This window comes from Bacillus manliponensis (assembly GCF_000712595.1).
GTDB classification, from domain to species: domain Bacteria; phylum Bacillota; class Bacilli; order Bacillales; family Bacillaceae_G; genus Bacillus_A; species Bacillus_A manliponensis.
Genome location: NZ_JOTN01000010.1, coordinates 144,892 through 161,600 on the forward strand (window position 1 = coordinate 144,892; position 16,709 = coordinate 161,600).

16 protein-coding genes are annotated in these 16,709 nt (G+C 37.3%); 14 read left to right on the top strand and 2 right to left on the bottom strand.

The annotated features are described in order from the left end of the window. Positions 1-7: 7 nt before the first annotated feature. On the bottom strand, positions 8-982 hold the full coding sequence (locus BAMA_RS13435) for an ABC transporter substrate-binding protein (RefSeq protein ID WP_034639863.1): 975 nt from the start codon (positions 980-982) through the stop codon (positions 8-10). Between the two features lie 414 nt (positions 983-1,396). On the opposite strand from BAMA_RS13435, the gene BAMA_RS13440 reads away from it, so the two are divergent. The 8 genes from BAMA_RS13440 to uvrC all read left to right on the top strand — a co-directional run bounded on the left by BAMA_RS13440 (position 1,397) and on the right by uvrC (position 9,948). Next, positions 1,397-2,116 (top strand): BclA C-terminal domain-containing protein, encoded by a 720-nt coding sequence (locus BAMA_RS13440; RefSeq protein ID WP_034639865.1) that lies wholly within the window; start codon positions 1,397-1,399, stop codon positions 2,114-2,116. Positions 2,117-2,341: 225 nt separating this feature from the next. Continuing rightward, the gene (locus BAMA_RS13445) at positions 2,342-4,027 is read left to right on the top strand and encodes a long-chain-fatty-acid--CoA ligase (protein WP_034639867.1); all 1,686 of its coding nucleotides are present in this window, start codon (positions 2,342-2,344) and stop codon (positions 4,025-4,027) included. A 106-nt stretch (positions 4,028-4,133) separates the two neighbouring features. Next, positions 4,134-4,721, top strand: coding sequence for a TetR/AcrR family transcriptional regulator (locus BAMA_RS13450; protein WP_034639869.1), 588 nt, complete (start codon positions 4,134-4,136; stop codon positions 4,719-4,721). 11 nt (positions 4,722-4,732) lie between these two features. Then, positions 4,733-5,509: an enoyl-CoA hydratase gene (locus tag BAMA_RS13455; RefSeq protein WP_034639871.1), complete on the top strand. Its 777-nt coding sequence runs from the start codon at positions 4,733-4,735 to the stop codon at positions 5,507-5,509. A gap of 78 nt (positions 5,510-5,587) precedes the next feature. Then, positions 5,588-6,361, top strand: a complete 774-nt coding sequence (gene etfB / locus BAMA_RS13460) for an electron transfer flavoprotein subunit beta (protein WP_034639873.1) — start codon at positions 5,588-5,590, stop codon at positions 6,359-6,361. 31 nt (positions 6,362-6,392) lie between these two features. Then, complete coding sequence (locus BAMA_RS13465; protein ID WP_034639875.1) at positions 6,393-7,370, top strand: electron transfer flavoprotein subunit alpha/FixB family protein; 978 nt, start codon at positions 6,393-6,395, stop codon at positions 7,368-7,370. Positions 7,371-7,731: 361 nt separating this feature from the next. Then, positions 7,732-8,046: a thioredoxin gene (gene trxA, locus BAMA_RS13470; RefSeq protein ID WP_034639876.1), complete on the top strand. Its 315-nt coding sequence runs from the start codon at positions 7,732-7,734 to the stop codon at positions 8,044-8,046. A gap of 123 nt (positions 8,047-8,169) precedes the next feature. After that, on the top strand, positions 8,170-9,948 hold the full coding sequence (uvrC, locus tag BAMA_RS13475) for an excinuclease ABC subunit UvrC (protein ID WP_034639900.1): 1,779 nt from the start codon (positions 8,170-8,172) through the stop codon (positions 9,946-9,948). 154 nt (positions 9,949-10,102) lie between these two features. Here uvrC and BAMA_RS13480 read toward each other — a convergent pair whose 3' ends face one another. Beyond that, positions 10,103-10,552, bottom strand: a complete 450-nt coding sequence (locus BAMA_RS13480; protein WP_034639878.1) for a YslB family protein — start codon at positions 10,550-10,552, stop codon at positions 10,103-10,105. 453 nt (positions 10,553-11,005) lie between these two features. Between BAMA_RS13480 and BAMA_RS13485 the strand changes: the two genes are divergently transcribed. From BAMA_RS13485 to motB, 6 genes are all read left to right on the top strand, one after another. Then, positions 11,006-11,632: a succinate dehydrogenase cytochrome b558 subunit gene (locus BAMA_RS13485; RefSeq protein ID WP_034639880.1), complete on the top strand. Its 627-nt coding sequence runs from the start codon at positions 11,006-11,008 to the stop codon at positions 11,630-11,632. A gap of 13 nt (positions 11,633-11,645) precedes the next feature. After that, positions 11,646-13,439, top strand: a complete 1,794-nt coding sequence (gene sdhA, locus BAMA_RS13490; protein ID WP_034639882.1) for a succinate dehydrogenase flavoprotein subunit — start codon at positions 11,646-11,648, stop codon at positions 13,437-13,439. Next, positions 13,432-14,193, top strand: a complete 762-nt coding sequence (gene sdhB, locus BAMA_RS13495) for a succinate dehydrogenase iron-sulfur subunit (protein WP_034639884.1) — start codon at positions 13,432-13,434, stop codon at positions 14,191-14,193. The genes sdhA and sdhB overlap by 8 nt, the downstream gene beginning before the upstream one ends. A gap of 211 nt (positions 14,194-14,404) precedes the next feature. Beyond that, positions 14,405-14,851 carry an acyl-CoA thioesterase gene (locus BAMA_RS13500; protein WP_034639886.1) on the top strand — a complete coding sequence of 149 codons (447 nt, stop codon included), beginning with the start codon at positions 14,405-14,407 and terminating at the stop codon, positions 14,849-14,851. A 243-nt stretch (positions 14,852-15,094) separates the two neighbouring features. Next, complete coding sequence (gene motA / locus BAMA_RS13505; protein WP_034639888.1) at positions 15,095-15,889, top strand: flagellar motor stator protein MotA; 795 nt, start codon at positions 15,095-15,097, stop codon at positions 15,887-15,889. Continuing rightward, positions 15,879-16,655, top strand: a complete 777-nt coding sequence (gene motB / locus BAMA_RS13510; protein WP_034639890.1) for a flagellar motor protein MotB — start codon at positions 15,879-15,881, stop codon at positions 16,653-16,655. Before motA ends, motB begins: the two co-directional genes overlap by 11 nt. Positions 16,656-16,709 lie beyond the last annotated feature (54 nt).

The window sequence follows — 16,709 nt, forward strand, 5'->3', positions numbered from 1 at the left end:
CGTGTAATCACTTCTTTGCAGTCATTACATCTGCGATTTGATTAGCTAAAGATTGTGCAGAAAGTGGACCACCGAACATCCAAGTGTCGCCTTTTAACTTGTAAACTCGATCCTCTTTCTTAAAGTTTAAGTTCTCCCAAGCTGCGTTACCTTTTAATGAGTTGTCAAAAATATTATCATCATCAGCTACAACTGGAATGAAGTTAGCATCTTGTACTGTTTGAAGTACTTCAACAGTAGATTGTTCGAAACCATCTGGTGCGTTTGTACCAGGTTTGAAAGCATTTGTTAAACCTAACTCTTTCGCAATTTGAATTGCCATAGAGTTATCTGTTAGCATACGGAACGTTGGTACATCTTTTAATGTAAACGCTTGTGACATTGCGATATTTTTATCTTTTAATTCAGCTTTTTCGATTTTTGCTTTTGCATCAGCAAATGTTTTGTCCATCTCTTTTAACACTTTTTCAGCTTCAGCTTCTTTGCCTACAGCTTTAGCGATTTGATTGAATGTTTCAGTCATTTCAGCTAAGTGGTTGTCGTTATTTGTTGATGGATCAAATAATATAGTTGGTGCAATTTGTTCTAACTCATCTTTAATTTCTTTTGCACGGAATGAAGCTGTAATAATTAAATCTGGTTTTAACTTGCTGATTTCTTCTAAGTTTGGTTGTTGACGAGTACCTACATCAACTACGTCTTTACCAGGTTTGACTTCTGTGTTTACCCATTTATTGTAGTTCTCAATGTCAGCCATACCGACAGGTTGAACACCAAGAGCTAATAAGTCTTCAGAATATACCCATTCTAAAACAACAACTTTTTTCGCAGGCTTGTCTAGTTTCGTTTCACCTTCAGCATGCTTAATTGTAATTGCTTCAGATTTGTTGTTTGCTTTCGTTTCTTCTTTCTTTTCTGTCGGCTGACTGCAACCAACAGCGAATAGAAGAACGACCATAAGAATACTAATGATCTTTTTCATTGTCTTCCCCCAAAATATAATATTTTCTTATTTTTGCGATTACTCGCACGACTGGAAACCTTTTAATTGAAAGGGATTCTCAATCTCAACAAATAGATAATATAATGCTTTGGATTATAATGTCAATACTTTTCTTTCAATTCAGAATGAAAAAATATCAATTTATGTATTTTGGTGTGAAAATATGTTGAATCTTGAAGGTTTTGTTTCTTATATATTATGAGGTTCAGAGAGCTAAAAATATGGGGGGGGTTAAAGGTATAAGTACAAGCCAGTGTAGGGAGATTTGCATGTAATATGTAGTAACATAGATAACATTTATGTATCAACATGTGGGATAAAGTGAAACTTTCAGTTAGTTGGCTTCATCTTCTACTAAATTGGGCAAAACTATAAGAGAAAGAAGGTGTTACTATGTTTCTATGGCGGAACAATGCATATAATTATGGAACGGTATGCTACAGTTGTGACCATAGTGTAAATGCGGGTAAATGTTGCTTTAGTTGCGATGGAACAACACCAAAAGTAGGTCCAACTGGAGCAACAGGTCCAACTGGAGCAACAGGTCCAACTGGAGCAACAGGTCCAACTGGAGCAACGGGTCCAACTGGAGCAACGGGTCCAACTGGAGCAACAGGTCCAACTGGGGCAACAGGTCCAACTGGGGCAACGGGTCCAACTGGAGCAACGGGTCCAACCGGTCCAACCGGAGCAACAGGTTTCAGTGTAACTGAAACATATGCGTTTGCAAACAATACATCGGGAACAGCTGTAGCTGTGCTTCTCGGCGGGACGAATGTGCCTCTTCCTAATAATCAAGATATTGGAACTGGTATAACGATAAATGGTGCAAACACAGTATTCACCATTGCAAATGCGGGACATTACTATATTTCATATACAATTAACTTAACATTGGGCTTACTAGTGAGTTCAAGAATTACAGTGAATGGCGCTCCTTTAGCTGGAACAATTAATTCACCTGCAGTTGCTGCAACTTCATTTAGTGCCATGATCATTACAAATATTCCAGCAGGAGCAACAATTAGTTTGCAGTTATTTGGATTAGTAGCAGTGGCAACATTATCGACGGCTACACCAGGTGCCGCTGTGACGATTATACGAGTGAGTTAAAAAGTGACTATAAAAATATAAGTCACTTTTTCTGTTTTATATAAATTGATAAGTATGTTCTTTTTTAATATATATTTAAATTCTTATTTCTAGTGTGAATAAGAAAATGTAATGTTTAAGAATAGTTAGAATATTATGATTGTAACGGTGCAACTACTATACTATAATGGATGTACAAACGAAATGAATAGACATTCATTTTTTGTTGGAAGGAGGAGTTGTAAAATGGAAAGACCATGGCTCAAAAGTTATCCAAAAGAAATTCCACATGAAATTTCTTATGATATAAGGCCTCTTCACGTATATTTGAAGGAAACATCTTCAAAATACCCAAATAAGAAAGCGCTTCATTTTTTAGGGAAAGATATTACTTTTTCAGAGTTAGACCGTAAAGTAAGACAGTTTGCAAATTATCTTCGTAAACTTGGTATTGGAAAAGGGGACCGAGTTGCGATTATGTTACCAAATTGCCCGCAAGCTGTTATTGGTTATTACGGTACGTTATTGGCAGGTGGTATCGTTGTTCAAACAAACCCTCTTTATACAGAAAGGGAGCTTGAATATCAGTTGCATGATTCAGGTGCAAAAGTTATTCTTTGTTTAGATCTTGTGTTTCCGAAAGTCACCAATGTTCAGTCCTCCACTCAAATCGAGCATATCATCGTTACACGCATCGCAGACTTTTTACCATTTCCAAAAAATTTAATTTATCCATTTATACAAAAAAAGCAAACGAATTTATCTGTTGCTGTAACAGAAAGTGAGCGTATTCATGTATGGAAGTCAGTTGAAAGAGCTGATGATCAAGCGATAGAAATTTCTTGTGATCCTGAAGAAGATTTGGCATTATTGCAGTACACAGGAGGAACGACAGGGTTTCCCAAAGGAGTTATGTTAACGCATAAAAATCTTGTTGCAAATACAGTAATGGGTATTCATTGGATGTATAACTGTAAAGAAGGAGAAGAAGTAATTCTTGGTATTCTTCCATTTTTCCATGTGTATGGCATGACAGCCGTTATGAATTTATCGATTATGCAAGGATATAAAATGGTACTTGTTCCGAAATTTGATATAAAAATGGTATTAGAAGCAATAAAGAAGCATCGGGTTACGCTGTTCCCAGGTGCTCCAACTATTTATATTGCGTTATTAAATTATCCTGAGCTAGATAAGTATGATATTTCATCTATTGAGGCTTGTATTAGTGGCTCTGCCCCGCTTCCAGTTGAAGTGCAGGAGAAGTTTGAAAGTATAACAGGCGGAAAGCTTGTTGAAGGATACGGCTTAACAGAATCTTCGCCTGTTATACATAGTAATTTCTTATGGGAAAGACGTGTTCCTGGTAGTATTGGTGTGCCATGGCCAGATACAGATTCGCGTGTTGTATCAATTGAAACTGGTGAACCGCTACCACCTGGCGAGCTTGGTGAAATTATAGCAAAAGGCCCACAAATTATGAAAGGGTATTGGAACAAACCAGAGGAAACGGCAGCAGTACTTCGAGATGGATGGCTTCATACTGGGGATGTTGGGTATATGGATGAAGATGGATTCTTTTATGTGAAAGATAGGAAGAAAGATATGATTGTAGCGAGTGGATTTAATGTATATCCACGTGAAGTAGAAGAAGTATTATATGAAAATGAAAAAGTACAAGAGGTTGTTGTTATCGGTGTGCCAGATCCATATCGAGGCGAAACTGTAAAAGCCTTTGTTGTTATAAAAGAAGGGGTGGAATGTACAGAAGAAGAGTTAAATACGTTTGCTCGTAAGTATTTAGCTGCTTATAAAGCACCAAAAATTTATGAATTTCGTAAAGAATTGCCAAAAACAACAGTCGGAAAGATTTTACGACGCGTTCTTGTTGATGAAGAGTTACAAAAGAAGGACGATGAGAAAATGGGCTAAAGAAGCCCTTTCTTTTTTTATGTTATTTTATTGACAACATTTTAAATAATCAGTATTATTGGAATATGAATGAATAGTCATTCATATTCTTTAAGGGGACAGTAATGTGAAAAAGAACAGACCAAAATATAACCAAATTATTGATGCAGCGGTGATTGTTATCGCTGAAAATGGCTATCATCAAGCACAAGTTTCAAAAATAGCAAAGCAAGCTGGTGTTGCCGATGGTACAATTTATTTATACTTCAAAAATAAAGAAGATATATTAATATCCTTATTCCAAGAGAAGATGGGAGAATTTATCGAAACAATTCGGCAAAAAACAGCAGGAATTGAAAGCGCTGTAGAGAAGTTATTTATGTTGGTAGAAACGCACTTCTCTTTACTTTCACAAAATGATTCCTTAGCCATTGTTACACAATTAGAACTTCGTCAGTCTAACCAAGATTTACGCCTCAAAATTAATGAAGTATTGAAAGGATACTTGCAAGTCATTGATCAAATTTTACAAGTCGGTGTGGAGCAAGGAGAGTTTCGTGCAGATTTAAATGTTCGAGTAGCAAGGCAAATGATTTTTGGAACAGTAGATGAGGTTGTGACCAACTGGGTAATGAGCGATCATAAATACAACTTGGTCGCACTTTCAAATACGGTGCATGAGCTATTAGTTTCAGCTTGTGGCTATCGTCAATAATGGGAGGGATTATGTTGGATTTCTTATCTGTAACAGTGGAAGATTATGTAGCGGTAGTTAAACTTAATCATCCGCCAGCAAATGCAATGTCTTCACAAGTAATTAGTGAAGTTGGTGAATTGTTGGATGAAGTAGAAAAAGATGAGAACGTACGCGTTGTACTTCTTCATGGAGAAGGTCGCTTTTTCTCAGCAGGAGCGGACATTAAAGAGTTTACTTCTGTAGTAGAAGCGAAAGAAGCGATGAAGCTTGCTCAACATGGACAAATAGTATTTGAACGTGTAGAAAAGTTTTCCAAACCAATTATTGCGGCAATTCATGGGGCAGCGCTAGGCGGTGGCCTAGAGCTTGCTATGTCTTGTCATATGCGTTTTGTAACTGAAAATGCAAAACTTGGCTTACCGGAGTTAATGCTAGGTTTAATTCCAGGGTTCGCAGGAACGCAACGTTTACCGCGTTACGTTGGAAAGGCAAAAGCTTGTGAGATGATGTTAACAAGTTCTCCAATTTCTGGTTTAGAAGCAGTGGAATGCGGTCTTGCAAACAAAGCGTTTGAAGAAGATAATTTAATAGAAGAGACGCTGAAAATTTCAAAGGCAATTGCACTGAAAAGTCCAGCGACAACTCGCGCTGTATTAGATTTATTACAAACGACAAAATCTCCTGATTATTATGAGGGAGTGCAGCGTGAAGCGCAGCTCTTTGGCGATGTATTTATTAGTGAGGATGGAAAAGAAGGCGTTGCAGCTTTTCTAGAAAAGCGCAAACCATCTTTTAGTGGGAAATAGTAAATATTTTTTTGTTATAAAATAACTGAAAATTTCAATTAACTAAAATTTTTTATAAAAAACAAGGGGGTAAATAGAATGAACATCTACGTACTCATGAAACGAACATTTGATACAGAAGAAAAAATCGTAATTAAAAATGGTGCAATTTACGATGGCGAAGCGGAATTCATCATCAACCCTTACGATGAATATGCGATTGAAGAAGCAATTCTAGTAAGAGATGCGCATGGCGGTGAAATTACTGTTGTTACAGTTGGCGGCGAAGATAGTGAAAAAGAACTGCGCACGGCATTGGCAATGGGCTGTGATAAAGCAGTATTAATCAATATTGAAGATGATGTTGAAAATGGAGATCAATTCACAACAGCAAAAGTGCTTGCTGAGTACTTAAAAGATAAAGATGCGGATTTAATCCTAGGTGGTAACGTAGCGATCGATGGTGCATCTGGACAAGTTGGACCTCGCGTTGCGGAAGCGTTAAACATGCCATACGTAACAACAATTACAAAGCTTGAAATTGATGGTAAAAACGTGAAAATTGAGCGCGATGTTGAAGGAGATACAGAAGTAATTGAAACGACGCTTCCTGTATTAGTGACAGCACAGCAAGGTTTAAATGAGCCACGATACCCATCACTTCCAGGTATTATGAAAGCGAAGAAAAAGCCGCTTGAAGAGTTAGAATTAGACGATTTAGATTTAGAGGAAGATGATGTAGAAGCAAAAACAAAAACAATTGAAATCTATTTACCTCCTCAGAAAGATGCAGGAAAAGTGTTGCAAGGCGAGCTGCAAGATCAAGTAAAAGAACTTGTATCATTGCTCCATACAGAAGCGAAAGTCGTTTAAAAAATACTAGTATATCCAGGAGGGAAAACATATGGCTCGTAAAGTATTAGTAATGGGAGAAATTCGTGACGGATCTTTACGTAATGTATCATTTGAAGCAGTAGCAGCAGCAAAAACAGTAGCAGAAGGCGGAGAAGTGGTTGGTCTTTTAATTGGAGATAAAGTCGCTTCTTTAGCAAATGAACTTATTTATTACGGTGCAGATCGCGTTGTTACAGTTGAAAGCGATAAATTAAATTCATATACATCTGATGGTTATGCACAAGCATTCCTTGCGGTATATGAAGAGGAAAAGCCAGAAGGTATTATTTTCGGACATACTGCGTTAGGAAAAGATTTATCTCCAAAATTAGCAGCGAAATTACAGGCTGGTCTTGTTTCTGATGTTACAGCATTAGAAGTAGCGGGTGGAAACATTGTATTCACACGTCCAATTTACTCTGGTAAAGCGTTTGAAAAGAAAATTGTAACAGATGGTGTACTATTTGCGACAATTCGTCCAAATAATATCGAATCTCTTACAAAAGATGAAGCGCGCGCAGGTGACGTATCATCAATGACAGTTGATGTAAAAGACTTACGTACAGTCATTCAAGATGTTGTTCGTAAAACTGCAGAAGGTGTAGACCTTTCTGAAGCAAAAGTAATCATTGCTGGTGGTCGTGGTGTAAAGAGTGAAGAAGGCTTTAAACCACTGAAAGAATTAGCAGATGTACTTGGTGGAGCAGTTGGTGCTTCTCGTGGTGCTTGTGACGCTGAGTACTGCGATTACTCACTGCAAATTGGGCAAACTGGTAAAGTCGTTACACCAGACTTATATATTGCGTGCGGTATCTCTGGTGCGATTCAGCATTTAGCTGGTATGTCGAACTCAAAGATTATTGTTGCAATTAACAAAGATCCAGAAGCAAATATCTTCAAAGTAGCTGACTATGGTATTGTCGGTGACTTATTTGAAGTATTACCGCTATTAACAGAAGAATTTAAAAAGTTAAAAGTACATTCGTAAAAAAATGTTTCTGTTTCGTTGGGAGAGAATCTGGTCATGCACAGTGATAGTTAGTGTTCTTGACTGGCGTATATGAGATAAGGCAAGCAGAAGTTTTGCATTGTCTCCATTAGTAGTGAAGTTAGTGTCTTGAGCGTTCAAATATGTTTGAATGATTATCATGAGTTCCTATGGTAATACCCCTATAAAATATATAAAAAGCGAGAAGTCCCCTGCTTCTCGCTTTTTTCCGTAATGAACGGTGTTTTTTGTAGTATAAAGGAGCATTTTTTTGTTACAATACATAACGATACATAATATTCGCCACGTATATAACTTAGTGATATACTTGAGGTAGAAACAGTATGAAGGAGGAAATCAGATGGCTATTGTAAACGCAACTGATCAAAATTTCGCAGCTGAAACAAGCGAAGGGCTTGTATTAGTAGATTTTTGGGCACCATGGTGTGGTCCTTGTAAAATGATCGCTCCTGTATTAGAAGAAATTGATGCAGAGTTAGGCGATAAAGTAAAGGTAGTAAAAGTAGACGTTGATGAAAACCAAGAAACAGCTCGTAACTTCGAAGTAATGAGCATTCCAGCTCTTTTCGTATTAAAAGACGGTAAAGTGGTTGAGCAAGCACTAGGCTACAAACCAAAAGAAGCGTTAGAAGAACTATTATCTAACCATATATAATATAAAAAGGTTGCCATTTGGCAGCCTTTTTTATATGTCATCTATTTTCTTTTTCTTGTCATTTGTTTTACAATAAAAGAACGTATGTTGCGGTGTAATAGTAGTGGGAAGAGGTGAATGGCAGTGCATAATCAGTTGAAAGAGAAACTAGAAATTTTACCAGATCAGCCAGGTTGTTATTTAATGAAAGATAAACAAGGCACAGTAATTTATGTTGGAAAAGCGAAAGTATTAAAAAATCGTGTGCGTTCTTATTTTACAGGTTCACATGATGGGAAAACGCTTCGTCTTGTTAATGAAATTGTAGATTTAGAGTATATTGTCACCTCTTCAAACTTAGAAGCACTTATTTTAGAGCTAAACTTAATTAAAAAATATGATCCGAAATATAATATCGCCTTAAAAGATGATAAAACATATCCATTTATTAAAATTACAGCGGAAGATCAGCCGCGTTTACTAATTACAAGAAGTGTAAAGAAAGATAAAGGAAAATACTTTGGACCTTATCCAAATGCGCAGTCTGCGTATGAAACGAAAAAGCTACTTGATAGAATGTATCCGCTTCGTAAGTGTACAAATATGCCAGATAAAGTTTGTTTGTACTATCATATCGGACAATGTTTGGCCCCTTGTGTCAAAGAAGTATTAGAAGAAGAGAATAATGAAATTGTAGATAGCATTAGTAAGTTTTTAAGTGGTGGCCATAAAGAAGTGCGAACAGAATTAGAAGAGAAAATGTATGAGGCCTCTGAAAAATTAGATTTTGAACGAGCAAAAGAGCTCCGTGATCAAATTTCGCATATGGATGCAATTATGGAAAAGCAAAAGATGATTATGAGCGACTTAGTTGATCGTGATATTTTTGGTTATGCAGTTGATAAAGGTTGGATGTGTGTGCAAGTCTTTTTTGTTCGAAAAGGGAAGCTCATTGAAAGAGATGTTTCGATGTTTCCAATTTATGATGAGCCAGAAGAAGGTTTTTTAACGTTTATCGGGCAGTTTTATGATCAAAACCAAAATTTCAAACCAAAAGAAATTGTTGTACCAAGTACGATTGATAATGAAATGGTGGAAACATTTTTAGCTGTAAAGGCTGTACAGCCAAAACGTGGTAAGAAAAAAGAATTAGTAGATTTAGCGAGTAAAAATGCAAAGATTGCGCTTGGTGAAAAATTTTATTTAATTGAGCGTGATGAAGAACGCACCATTAAAGCAGTAGAAAATTTAGGGGAACATTTAGAAATTGAAACACCGCATCGTATTGAAGCCTTTGATAACTCCAATATACAAGGAACAAATCCGGTTTCTGCGATGGTTGTATTTATCGATGGAAAAGCTGCGAAAAAAGAGTACCGGAAATATAAAATTAAAACAGTTCAAGGACCGGATGATTATGAGTCGATGCGAGAAGTCGTGCGGCGCCGATATGCACGTGTATTAAAAGAAGGTTTACCGTTGCCAGATTTAATTGTTATTGATGGTGGAAAAGGTCACTTAGCTGCTGTAACAGATGTGTTAGAGAATGAGCTTGGATTACTCATTCCAACTGCCGGCCTTGTAAAAGATGATAAACATAAAACGTCTCATTTAATTATTGGTGATCCGCCAGAGCCGGTTATATTAGAACGAAACAGTCAGGAATTTTATTTATTGCAACGTATTCAAGATGAAGTACACCGATTTGCCATTACATTCCATCGACAAATGCACGGAAAATCTTTAATTCAGTCGGCTTTAGATGGAATACCAGGTGTTGGGGAAAAACGTAAAAAGATATTGTTGAAGCATTTTGGCTCTGTGAAAAAGATGAAAGAAGCGACCACTGAACAGTTTATTGAAGCGGGAATGCCGCAAACTGTAGCGGAAACGATTCAATCTTATTTTGCCAAAGATAAGTAAAGTCATTGTTATTTCAATGGCTTTTTTTGTTATATTTTTTTGAAAGTCAAAATATATAGGTACAAAATGGAGGGTTTTCTTATTAGATAGGAGGAACTACTAGTATGTAAAAAGTCAACCAAACATGTGTGTTTAGTTGACTAATAGGAAGGTATTATACTTCTACAGGATCTTTTACATCCCATTTTACAAGGAAGTGAATTGCATCAGAACGCTTTTTTTGCTCTTCGTAAGATTCAGCGACTACACCGCGTTGCGTTTGGATTTGCTCTGCAACAAATCCTGCTTCTAGTTGATAAGAAGAGTGCCTTTTTTCGTTATAACGTTCGGTAATAAGTGGGCTTGTTAACTGAAATTGCATATCACGGCGTTTATGATCTGTAATTACTAAAGTCCCCCAGCCTGCTTTTTCAAAGAAATGAATGATTTCCTCTGTCGTTTCAAGTGGATACTTTCGTGCTAAGTTTCTACCAGCCCAGTATAAAATAGCGTCAAGCTCTTTACCAAGCAAATCAGGTAGTAGCTCTTCACGTAATAATTCGTAAGCAAATGCATTTAATGAAATATTTTGTAAAGCGTCTATGTCGAATTTTTTTTCGTTCACAATGTTCCCCTCTTTCTATACAGCCCATATTATATAACATTTCGTACATGGAAACACAGGTATTTCTCGGGAAAAATATGACGGAAGAAAAATAAAGTTATCGTTGTAAAAAATCAATATATTTGTTGTAGGTTGCAGATGAGTTAGTTGGAAAAAAATGTATTTTTTTAAAAGGATTTTAATGTATATTAGTCGTTTTTTGGAAAGGTTCCTATGAGGTCAGACCTCATTTAAAAAGTTTTATCGCATATAGGAAAATTATGTACAAATTATGTATACGTTTTCTTGACGCTCCGACAAAAATAGGAGTAAAATGGATTTGTTATCAAATTATGCTGAAATATTTAGAATAATTTTTTCAGTTTTTCTTATAGCAATAGTGAAAAAACGTTATTGCTATAAAACAATACTGGAAACAGCAGCAGGTAAACATTCAAGGGGGGTAATGGGGACATGAAAGGCCGCGAGTATACGTTTCGCAAGTGGCACTCATTGATGGGAGTCATCCCGGTTGGTGTCTTTTTGATTCAACACTTAATGATTAACAACTTTGCAACAAGAGGAGCAGAAGCTTTTAACAAAGCTGCGCACTTTATGGAAATGCTTCCATTCCGCTATGCGCTGGAGATTTTCATTATCTTTATTCCATTGTTGTACCATGCAATATATGGTCTATATATTGCGTTTACGGCGAAAAATAATGCAATATCATACAGCTACTTCCGTAACTGGATGTTCGTTCTTCAACGCATTTCAGGGGTTGTTACGCTAATCTTCTTAGCATGGCATGTATGGCAAACGCGTATTCAAGCAGCGTTAGGACAAAAAGTAGATTATGATATGATGGCAGACATTTTAAACAATCCAGCTATGTTCGCTTTCTACTTAGTTGGTGTCATTTCAACAATTTTCCACTTCGCTAATGGATTATGGACGTTCTTCATTAGCTGGGGAATTACAGTGTCGCCTCGTTCACAACGTATTTCTACTTTTGTAACAATCGGTATTTTCTTAGCATTATCTTACGTAGGTGTGAGCTCATTATTGGCGTTCATTGATCCACAGTTAGCAAATCAGTAAGGAGTGGGAGAGCATGAAGGGGAAATTAATTGTAGTCGGCGGTGGACTAGCTGGCTTAATGGCAACGATTAAAGCAGCAGAAGCAGGGGTAAACGTAGAACTGTTCTCTTTAGTACCGGTAAAACGTTCTCACTCTGTATGTGCACAAGGCGGTATTAATGGTGCTGTAAATACAAAGGGAGAAGGAGATTCTCCGTTAATTCACTTTGATGATACAATTTACGGCGGTGATTTCTTAGCAAATCAGCCACCAGTAAAAGCGATGTGTGAAGCTGCACCGGGAATTATTCATTTAATGGACCGTATGGGTGTTATGTTTAACCGTACAGAAGAAGGATTGTTAGACTTCCGTCGATTCGGTGGAACGCAACATCACCGTACAGCATTTGCAGGTGCAACAACTGGTCAGCAATTATTATATGCATTAGACGAGCAAGTGCGTCGCCATGAAGTGGCGGGCCTTGTAACGAAATATGAAGGTTGGGATTTCTTACGTGCTGTTGTAGACGACGAGGGTGTATGCCGCGGAATCGTAGCACAAGACTTACAATCTATGGAGATTAAGAGTTTCCCAGCTGATGCCGTTATTTTGGCAACAGGGGGCCCTGGTATCATCTTTGGAAAATCAACAAACTCCATTATTAATACAGGTACAGCGGCATCTGCTGTATATCAGCAGGGCGCTTATTATGCAAACGGTGAGTTTATTCAAATTCATCCAACGGCAATTCCAGGAGACGATAAATTACGTCTTATGAGTGAATCTGCTCGTGGTGAAGGTGGTCGCGTTTGGACATATAAAGATGGTAAACCATGGTACTTCTTAGAGGAGAAGTATCCAGCATACGGAAACCTTGTTCCACGTGATATTGCAACGCGTGAAATCTTTGATGTATGTGTAGAGCAAAAGCTTGGTATTAATGGGGAAAACATGGTATACCTAGATCTTTCTCATAAAGATCCAAAAGAGCTTGATATTAAACTTGGTGGAATTATTGAAATCTATGAGAAATTCATGGGTGATGATCCACGTAAATTGCCGATGAAGATTTTCCCAGCTGTTCATTATTCAATGGGTGGATTATGGGTTGATTACAATCAAATGACAAACATTCCAGGTTTATTTGCATCTGGTGAGTGTGATTACTCTATGCACGGTGCAAACCGTCTTGGTGCAAACTCATTATTATCAGCAATTTACGGTGGTATGGTAGCTGGACCTCGTGCAATTGAGTATATGAAAGGTCTGTCTAAATCTTCTGATGCAGTTTCTTCTACTGTATATGAACAAAATGAATTAATTGAAACAGAAAAGTTCAATGATATTTTATCTTTAGATGGTAATGAAAATGCTTATGTTATCCATAAAGAGCTTGGTGAGTGGATGACAGCGAACGTAACGGTAGTTCGTGAGAATAAGAAGTTACTAGAAACAGATAATAAAATTGTAGAATTAATGGAACGCTACAAAAAAATCAACATTAACGATACAGCAAAATGGAGTAATCAAGGTGCGTCATTTACGCGTCAGCTTGATAACATGCTACATTTAGCACGTGTAATGACAATCGGTGCTTATAACCGTAACGAAAGTCGTGGTGCGCATTACAAACCAGAATTCCCAGAGCGTAATGACGAAGAGTTCTTAAAGACAACAATGGCGAAGTTCGTTGGTGCAAATGAAGCGCCTGCATTCCATTATGAAGATGTTGATATTTCATTAATTAAACCACGTAAGCGTGATTACACGAAGAAGAGCAAAGTAGCTGCTACAGAAGAGAAGAAGGGGGATAAGCAACATGTCTGAGAAAACAATCCGCCTCATTATAACAAGACAAGATGGACCGAACGGACAATCATATGATCAAGAGTTTACAATTCCATATCGTCCAAATATGAACATTATTTCGGCGCTGATGGAAATTCGTCGTAACCCAGTTGATACAAAGGGAACGAAAACAACACCAATCGCATGGGACATGAACTGTTTAGAGGAAGTTTGCGGTGCATGTTCTATGGTGATAAATGGTAAACCACAGCAATCTTGTACAGCCCTAGTTGATAAATTAGAGCAGCCGATTCGCTTGCAGCCGATGAAGACATTCCCGGTTGTACGTGACTTACAAGTTGATCGAAGCCGTATGTTTAGCGCGTTAAAGCGTGTAAAAGCCTGGGTACCTATTGATGGTACGTATGACTTAGGTCCAGGACCAAGAATGCCAGAGAAAAAGCGTCAGTGGGCGTATGAACTGTCAAAATGTATGACTTGCGGTGTATGTTTAGAGTCTTGTCCAAACGTAAACAGCAAATCAGACTTTATTGGACCAGCTCCACTTTCGCAAGCACGTCTGTTTAATGCGCATCCAACAGGTGAAATGCATAAAGCAGAACGTTTACGTGCCATGATGGGAGACGGTGGTCTTGCAAACTGTGGTAACTCACAAAACTGCGTGCAATCATGTCCAAAGGGTATTCCATTAACGACATCAATTGCAGCTTTAAACCGTGATACGACGATTCAATCATTTAAAGACTTCTTTGGTAGCGACAATAACTATTAATTCAAATTGCCTCTTCGGTTCGAAGGGGCAATTTTTATCCTGCTATTTGCGGGCTGTAAAATCCCACCTTAAAACTTGAGAAAAAACGTGGGAAGCTTAAAAAAGCTTCAGGTGGAAGTGAATAACCCGTAAAAGCCTAATTGTTTCAACTAACAATTAGTAGGCAAGTCTACGCGCATTAAAGCTTCACTTTATAAGGGGGAGAGAAATTATGAAGAAGATTAGTTATATCGAAGATTTTGAGAAATGGTCAGAAGGTTTTTCGTTTTATACGCCAATTACTGTTCGATTTTCAGAAACTGATATGTTTGGTCACATGAACAACGGTGTAGCGTTTACGTATTTTGAACAAGCTCGTATCAACTTTTTTAAAGAGCTTGGATTCATGCAAGAATGGACACATGCGTCATCTGAAACAATGGTTGTTGTTGCTGATTTACAGTGTAATTTCTTAAAACAAATTTACTTTGATGAACAGCTAAAAGTATATGTGAAAGCTGGACATATCGGTACATCTTCAGTTGATCTTCATTATATGGTGAAAAATGAAAAAGGCGACATTTGTCTTGTTGGCCGCGGTGCGATGGTGCAAGCTTCGAAGAAAACAGGTAGAGGGGAAGCTTGGCCAGAAGAATGGAAAAGGAAATTAATAGGTTGATAAACAGGGGGCGTGTTGTCCTCTTTTTTGTTTTATAAAAAAATAAAAGAAAAATAAAAAATGTAAATATGATGTAAATAATATGAAAATTTTTCGTAAAAATGTGCTTTTTTTACATTATTTTTTTAATGAATTTAATTCTAATCTTCCATATAAAACGGTTTTTATGTAATATGTATATAAAAGGATGTAATGATTTTTAAAGAATTGCTTCTTGTGTGTGGAGATTAGGAGGGAACAACAATGGATTTTGCAACTATCATCGGAATTATTCTTGGAATTATTGCGATTGTACTTGGGATGTTCTTAAAAGGAGCAGCATTAGAGGCCTTAATAAATCCAGCTGCCTTTATAATTATTTTCGTTGGAACAATTGCAGCAATTTGTATCGCTTTTCCGATGAGTCAATTAAAACGGATTCCAAAACTATTTAAAGTTATTTTTGTGGCAAATAAAAAAAATCTGACATATGCGCAGTTGTTACATTTATTTGTACATTGGACATCGGAGAGTAGAAAGTATGGTATTTTGTCTCTTGAAAAACAGTTAGATGAAGTAGAAGATGAATTTTTACTTCGTGGTATGAAGTTTGTGATTGACGGTGTATCAGCAGAAGATTTGGAACAAATTTTAGAAGCGGAACTAGAAGCGATAGAAGAACGTCATGCAAAAGGAGCAGCCATTTTTTCGCAAGCGGGTACATACGCTCCTACACTTGGTGTACTAGGTGCTGTAATTGGGCTTGTTGCCGCTCTAGGAAACTTAACGGATATGGATAAGTTGGGTAGTGCAATTTCTGCAGCATTTATTGCAACGATTTTCGGTATTTTCTCCGGTTACGTATTATGGCATCCATTTGCTAATAAGTTAAAACAAAAATCAGCAGAAGAGTTAGAAAAAAAACGTCTTATGATTGATTGTTTACTTATGTTACAAGAAGGTACGTATCCATTTGTAATGAAAAATCGTATTTTAGGAGCGATGCCTGCTGCTGAGCGTAGAAAGCTAGAAGAAGGAGCAGACCAAGATGCGGAGTAAAAAACGAAAGAAGAAAAAGCGCGAAGAACATATTGATGAAACATGGCTTCTTCCGTATTCGGACATGCTCACTTTATTGTTTGCTCTTTTTATCGTTTTATTTGCGATGAGCTCAATTGATGCACAGAAATTTAAACAGATGGCAATTGCGATGAATGAGAGTTTTTCTGGTGGTACTGGGACAAAAGAGTTTTTAAGTGATGAAAAGCCAGTTGATGAGAAAGATTTATCTGGAGAAACGCCAGCACCTGAAAAGTCTAAAGAACAGCTAGAAGCAGAAGTCAAGCAGCGAGAGATGAATGAATTAAAAGAAGTGCAACAAAGCATTGATCAATATATTGTTGATAAACAGTTATCCTCTTCGTTTCAAACAGAACTAACAGAGAGAGGATTAATGGTGACAATTTTAGATAATGCACTATTTGATACAGGACAAGCAGAAGTGAAGTCAGAGTCACTTTCAATGGCAAATGAGATGGCTCAGTTATTAGTTGCCGCAGCACCACGTGAAATTACAGTTTCTGGTCACACTGATACAGTTCCGATTTCTAATTCAAGATTTACTTCGAACTGGGAGTTAAGTTCGCAGCGTGCATTGAATTTTATGCAAGTATTATTACAAAACGGAGAATTAGACCCTAATAAATTTAGTGCAATTGCTTACGGCGAGCATCGTCCGGTAGCTTCAAATGATACACCGGAAGGAAAAGCGAAAAATAGGCGAGTAGAAGTATTTATTTTGCCGCTTCCGAGCAATGTAGAGTAAAGGATGCCATGAGGCATCCTTTACATACTGTTGAAAAACAATCTAGTCAATAGA

What these genes read in the sequence shown, in the direction of transcription:
- BAMA_RS13435 (WP_034639863.1), bottom strand. Translation starts at nt 982, where the DNA reads ATGAAAAAGATCATTAGTATTCTTATGGTCGTTCTTCTATTCGCTGTT.
- BAMA_RS13440 (WP_034639865.1), top strand. Translation starts at nt 1,397, where the DNA reads ATGTTTCTATGGCGGAACAATGCATATAATTATGGAACGGTATGCTAC.
- BAMA_RS13445 (WP_034639867.1), top strand. Translation starts at nt 2,342, where the DNA reads ATGGAAAGACCATGGCTCAAAAGTTATCCAAAAGAAATTCCACATGAA.
- BAMA_RS13455 (WP_034639871.1), top strand. Translation starts at nt 4,733, where the DNA reads ATGTTGGATTTCTTATCTGTAACAGTGGAAGATTATGTAGCGGTAGTT.
- etfB (WP_034639873.1), top strand. Translation starts at nt 5,588, where the DNA reads ATGAACATCTACGTACTCATGAAACGAACATTTGATACAGAAGAAAAA.
- BAMA_RS13465 (WP_034639875.1), top strand. Translation starts at nt 6,393, where the DNA reads ATGGCTCGTAAAGTATTAGTAATGGGAGAAATTCGTGACGGATCTTTA.
- trxA (WP_034639876.1), top strand. Translation starts at nt 7,732, where the DNA reads ATGGCTATTGTAAACGCAACTGATCAAAATTTCGCAGCTGAAACAAGC.
- BAMA_RS13485 (WP_034639880.1), top strand. Translation starts at nt 11,006, where the DNA reads ATGAAAGGCCGCGAGTATACGTTTCGCAAGTGGCACTCATTGATGGGA.
- sdhA (WP_034639882.1), top strand. Translation starts at nt 11,646, where the DNA reads ATGAAGGGGAAATTAATTGTAGTCGGCGGTGGACTAGCTGGCTTAATG.
- sdhB (WP_034639884.1), top strand. Translation starts at nt 13,432, where the DNA reads ATGTCTGAGAAAACAATCCGCCTCATTATAACAAGACAAGATGGACCG.
- BAMA_RS13500 (WP_034639886.1), top strand. Translation starts at nt 14,405, where the DNA reads ATGAAGAAGATTAGTTATATCGAAGATTTTGAGAAATGGTCAGAAGGT.
- motA (WP_034639888.1), top strand. Translation starts at nt 15,095, where the DNA reads ATGGATTTTGCAACTATCATCGGAATTATTCTTGGAATTATTGCGATT.
- motB (WP_034639890.1), top strand. Translation starts at nt 15,879, where the DNA reads ATGCGGAGTAAAAAACGAAAGAAGAAAAAGCGCGAAGAACATATTGAT.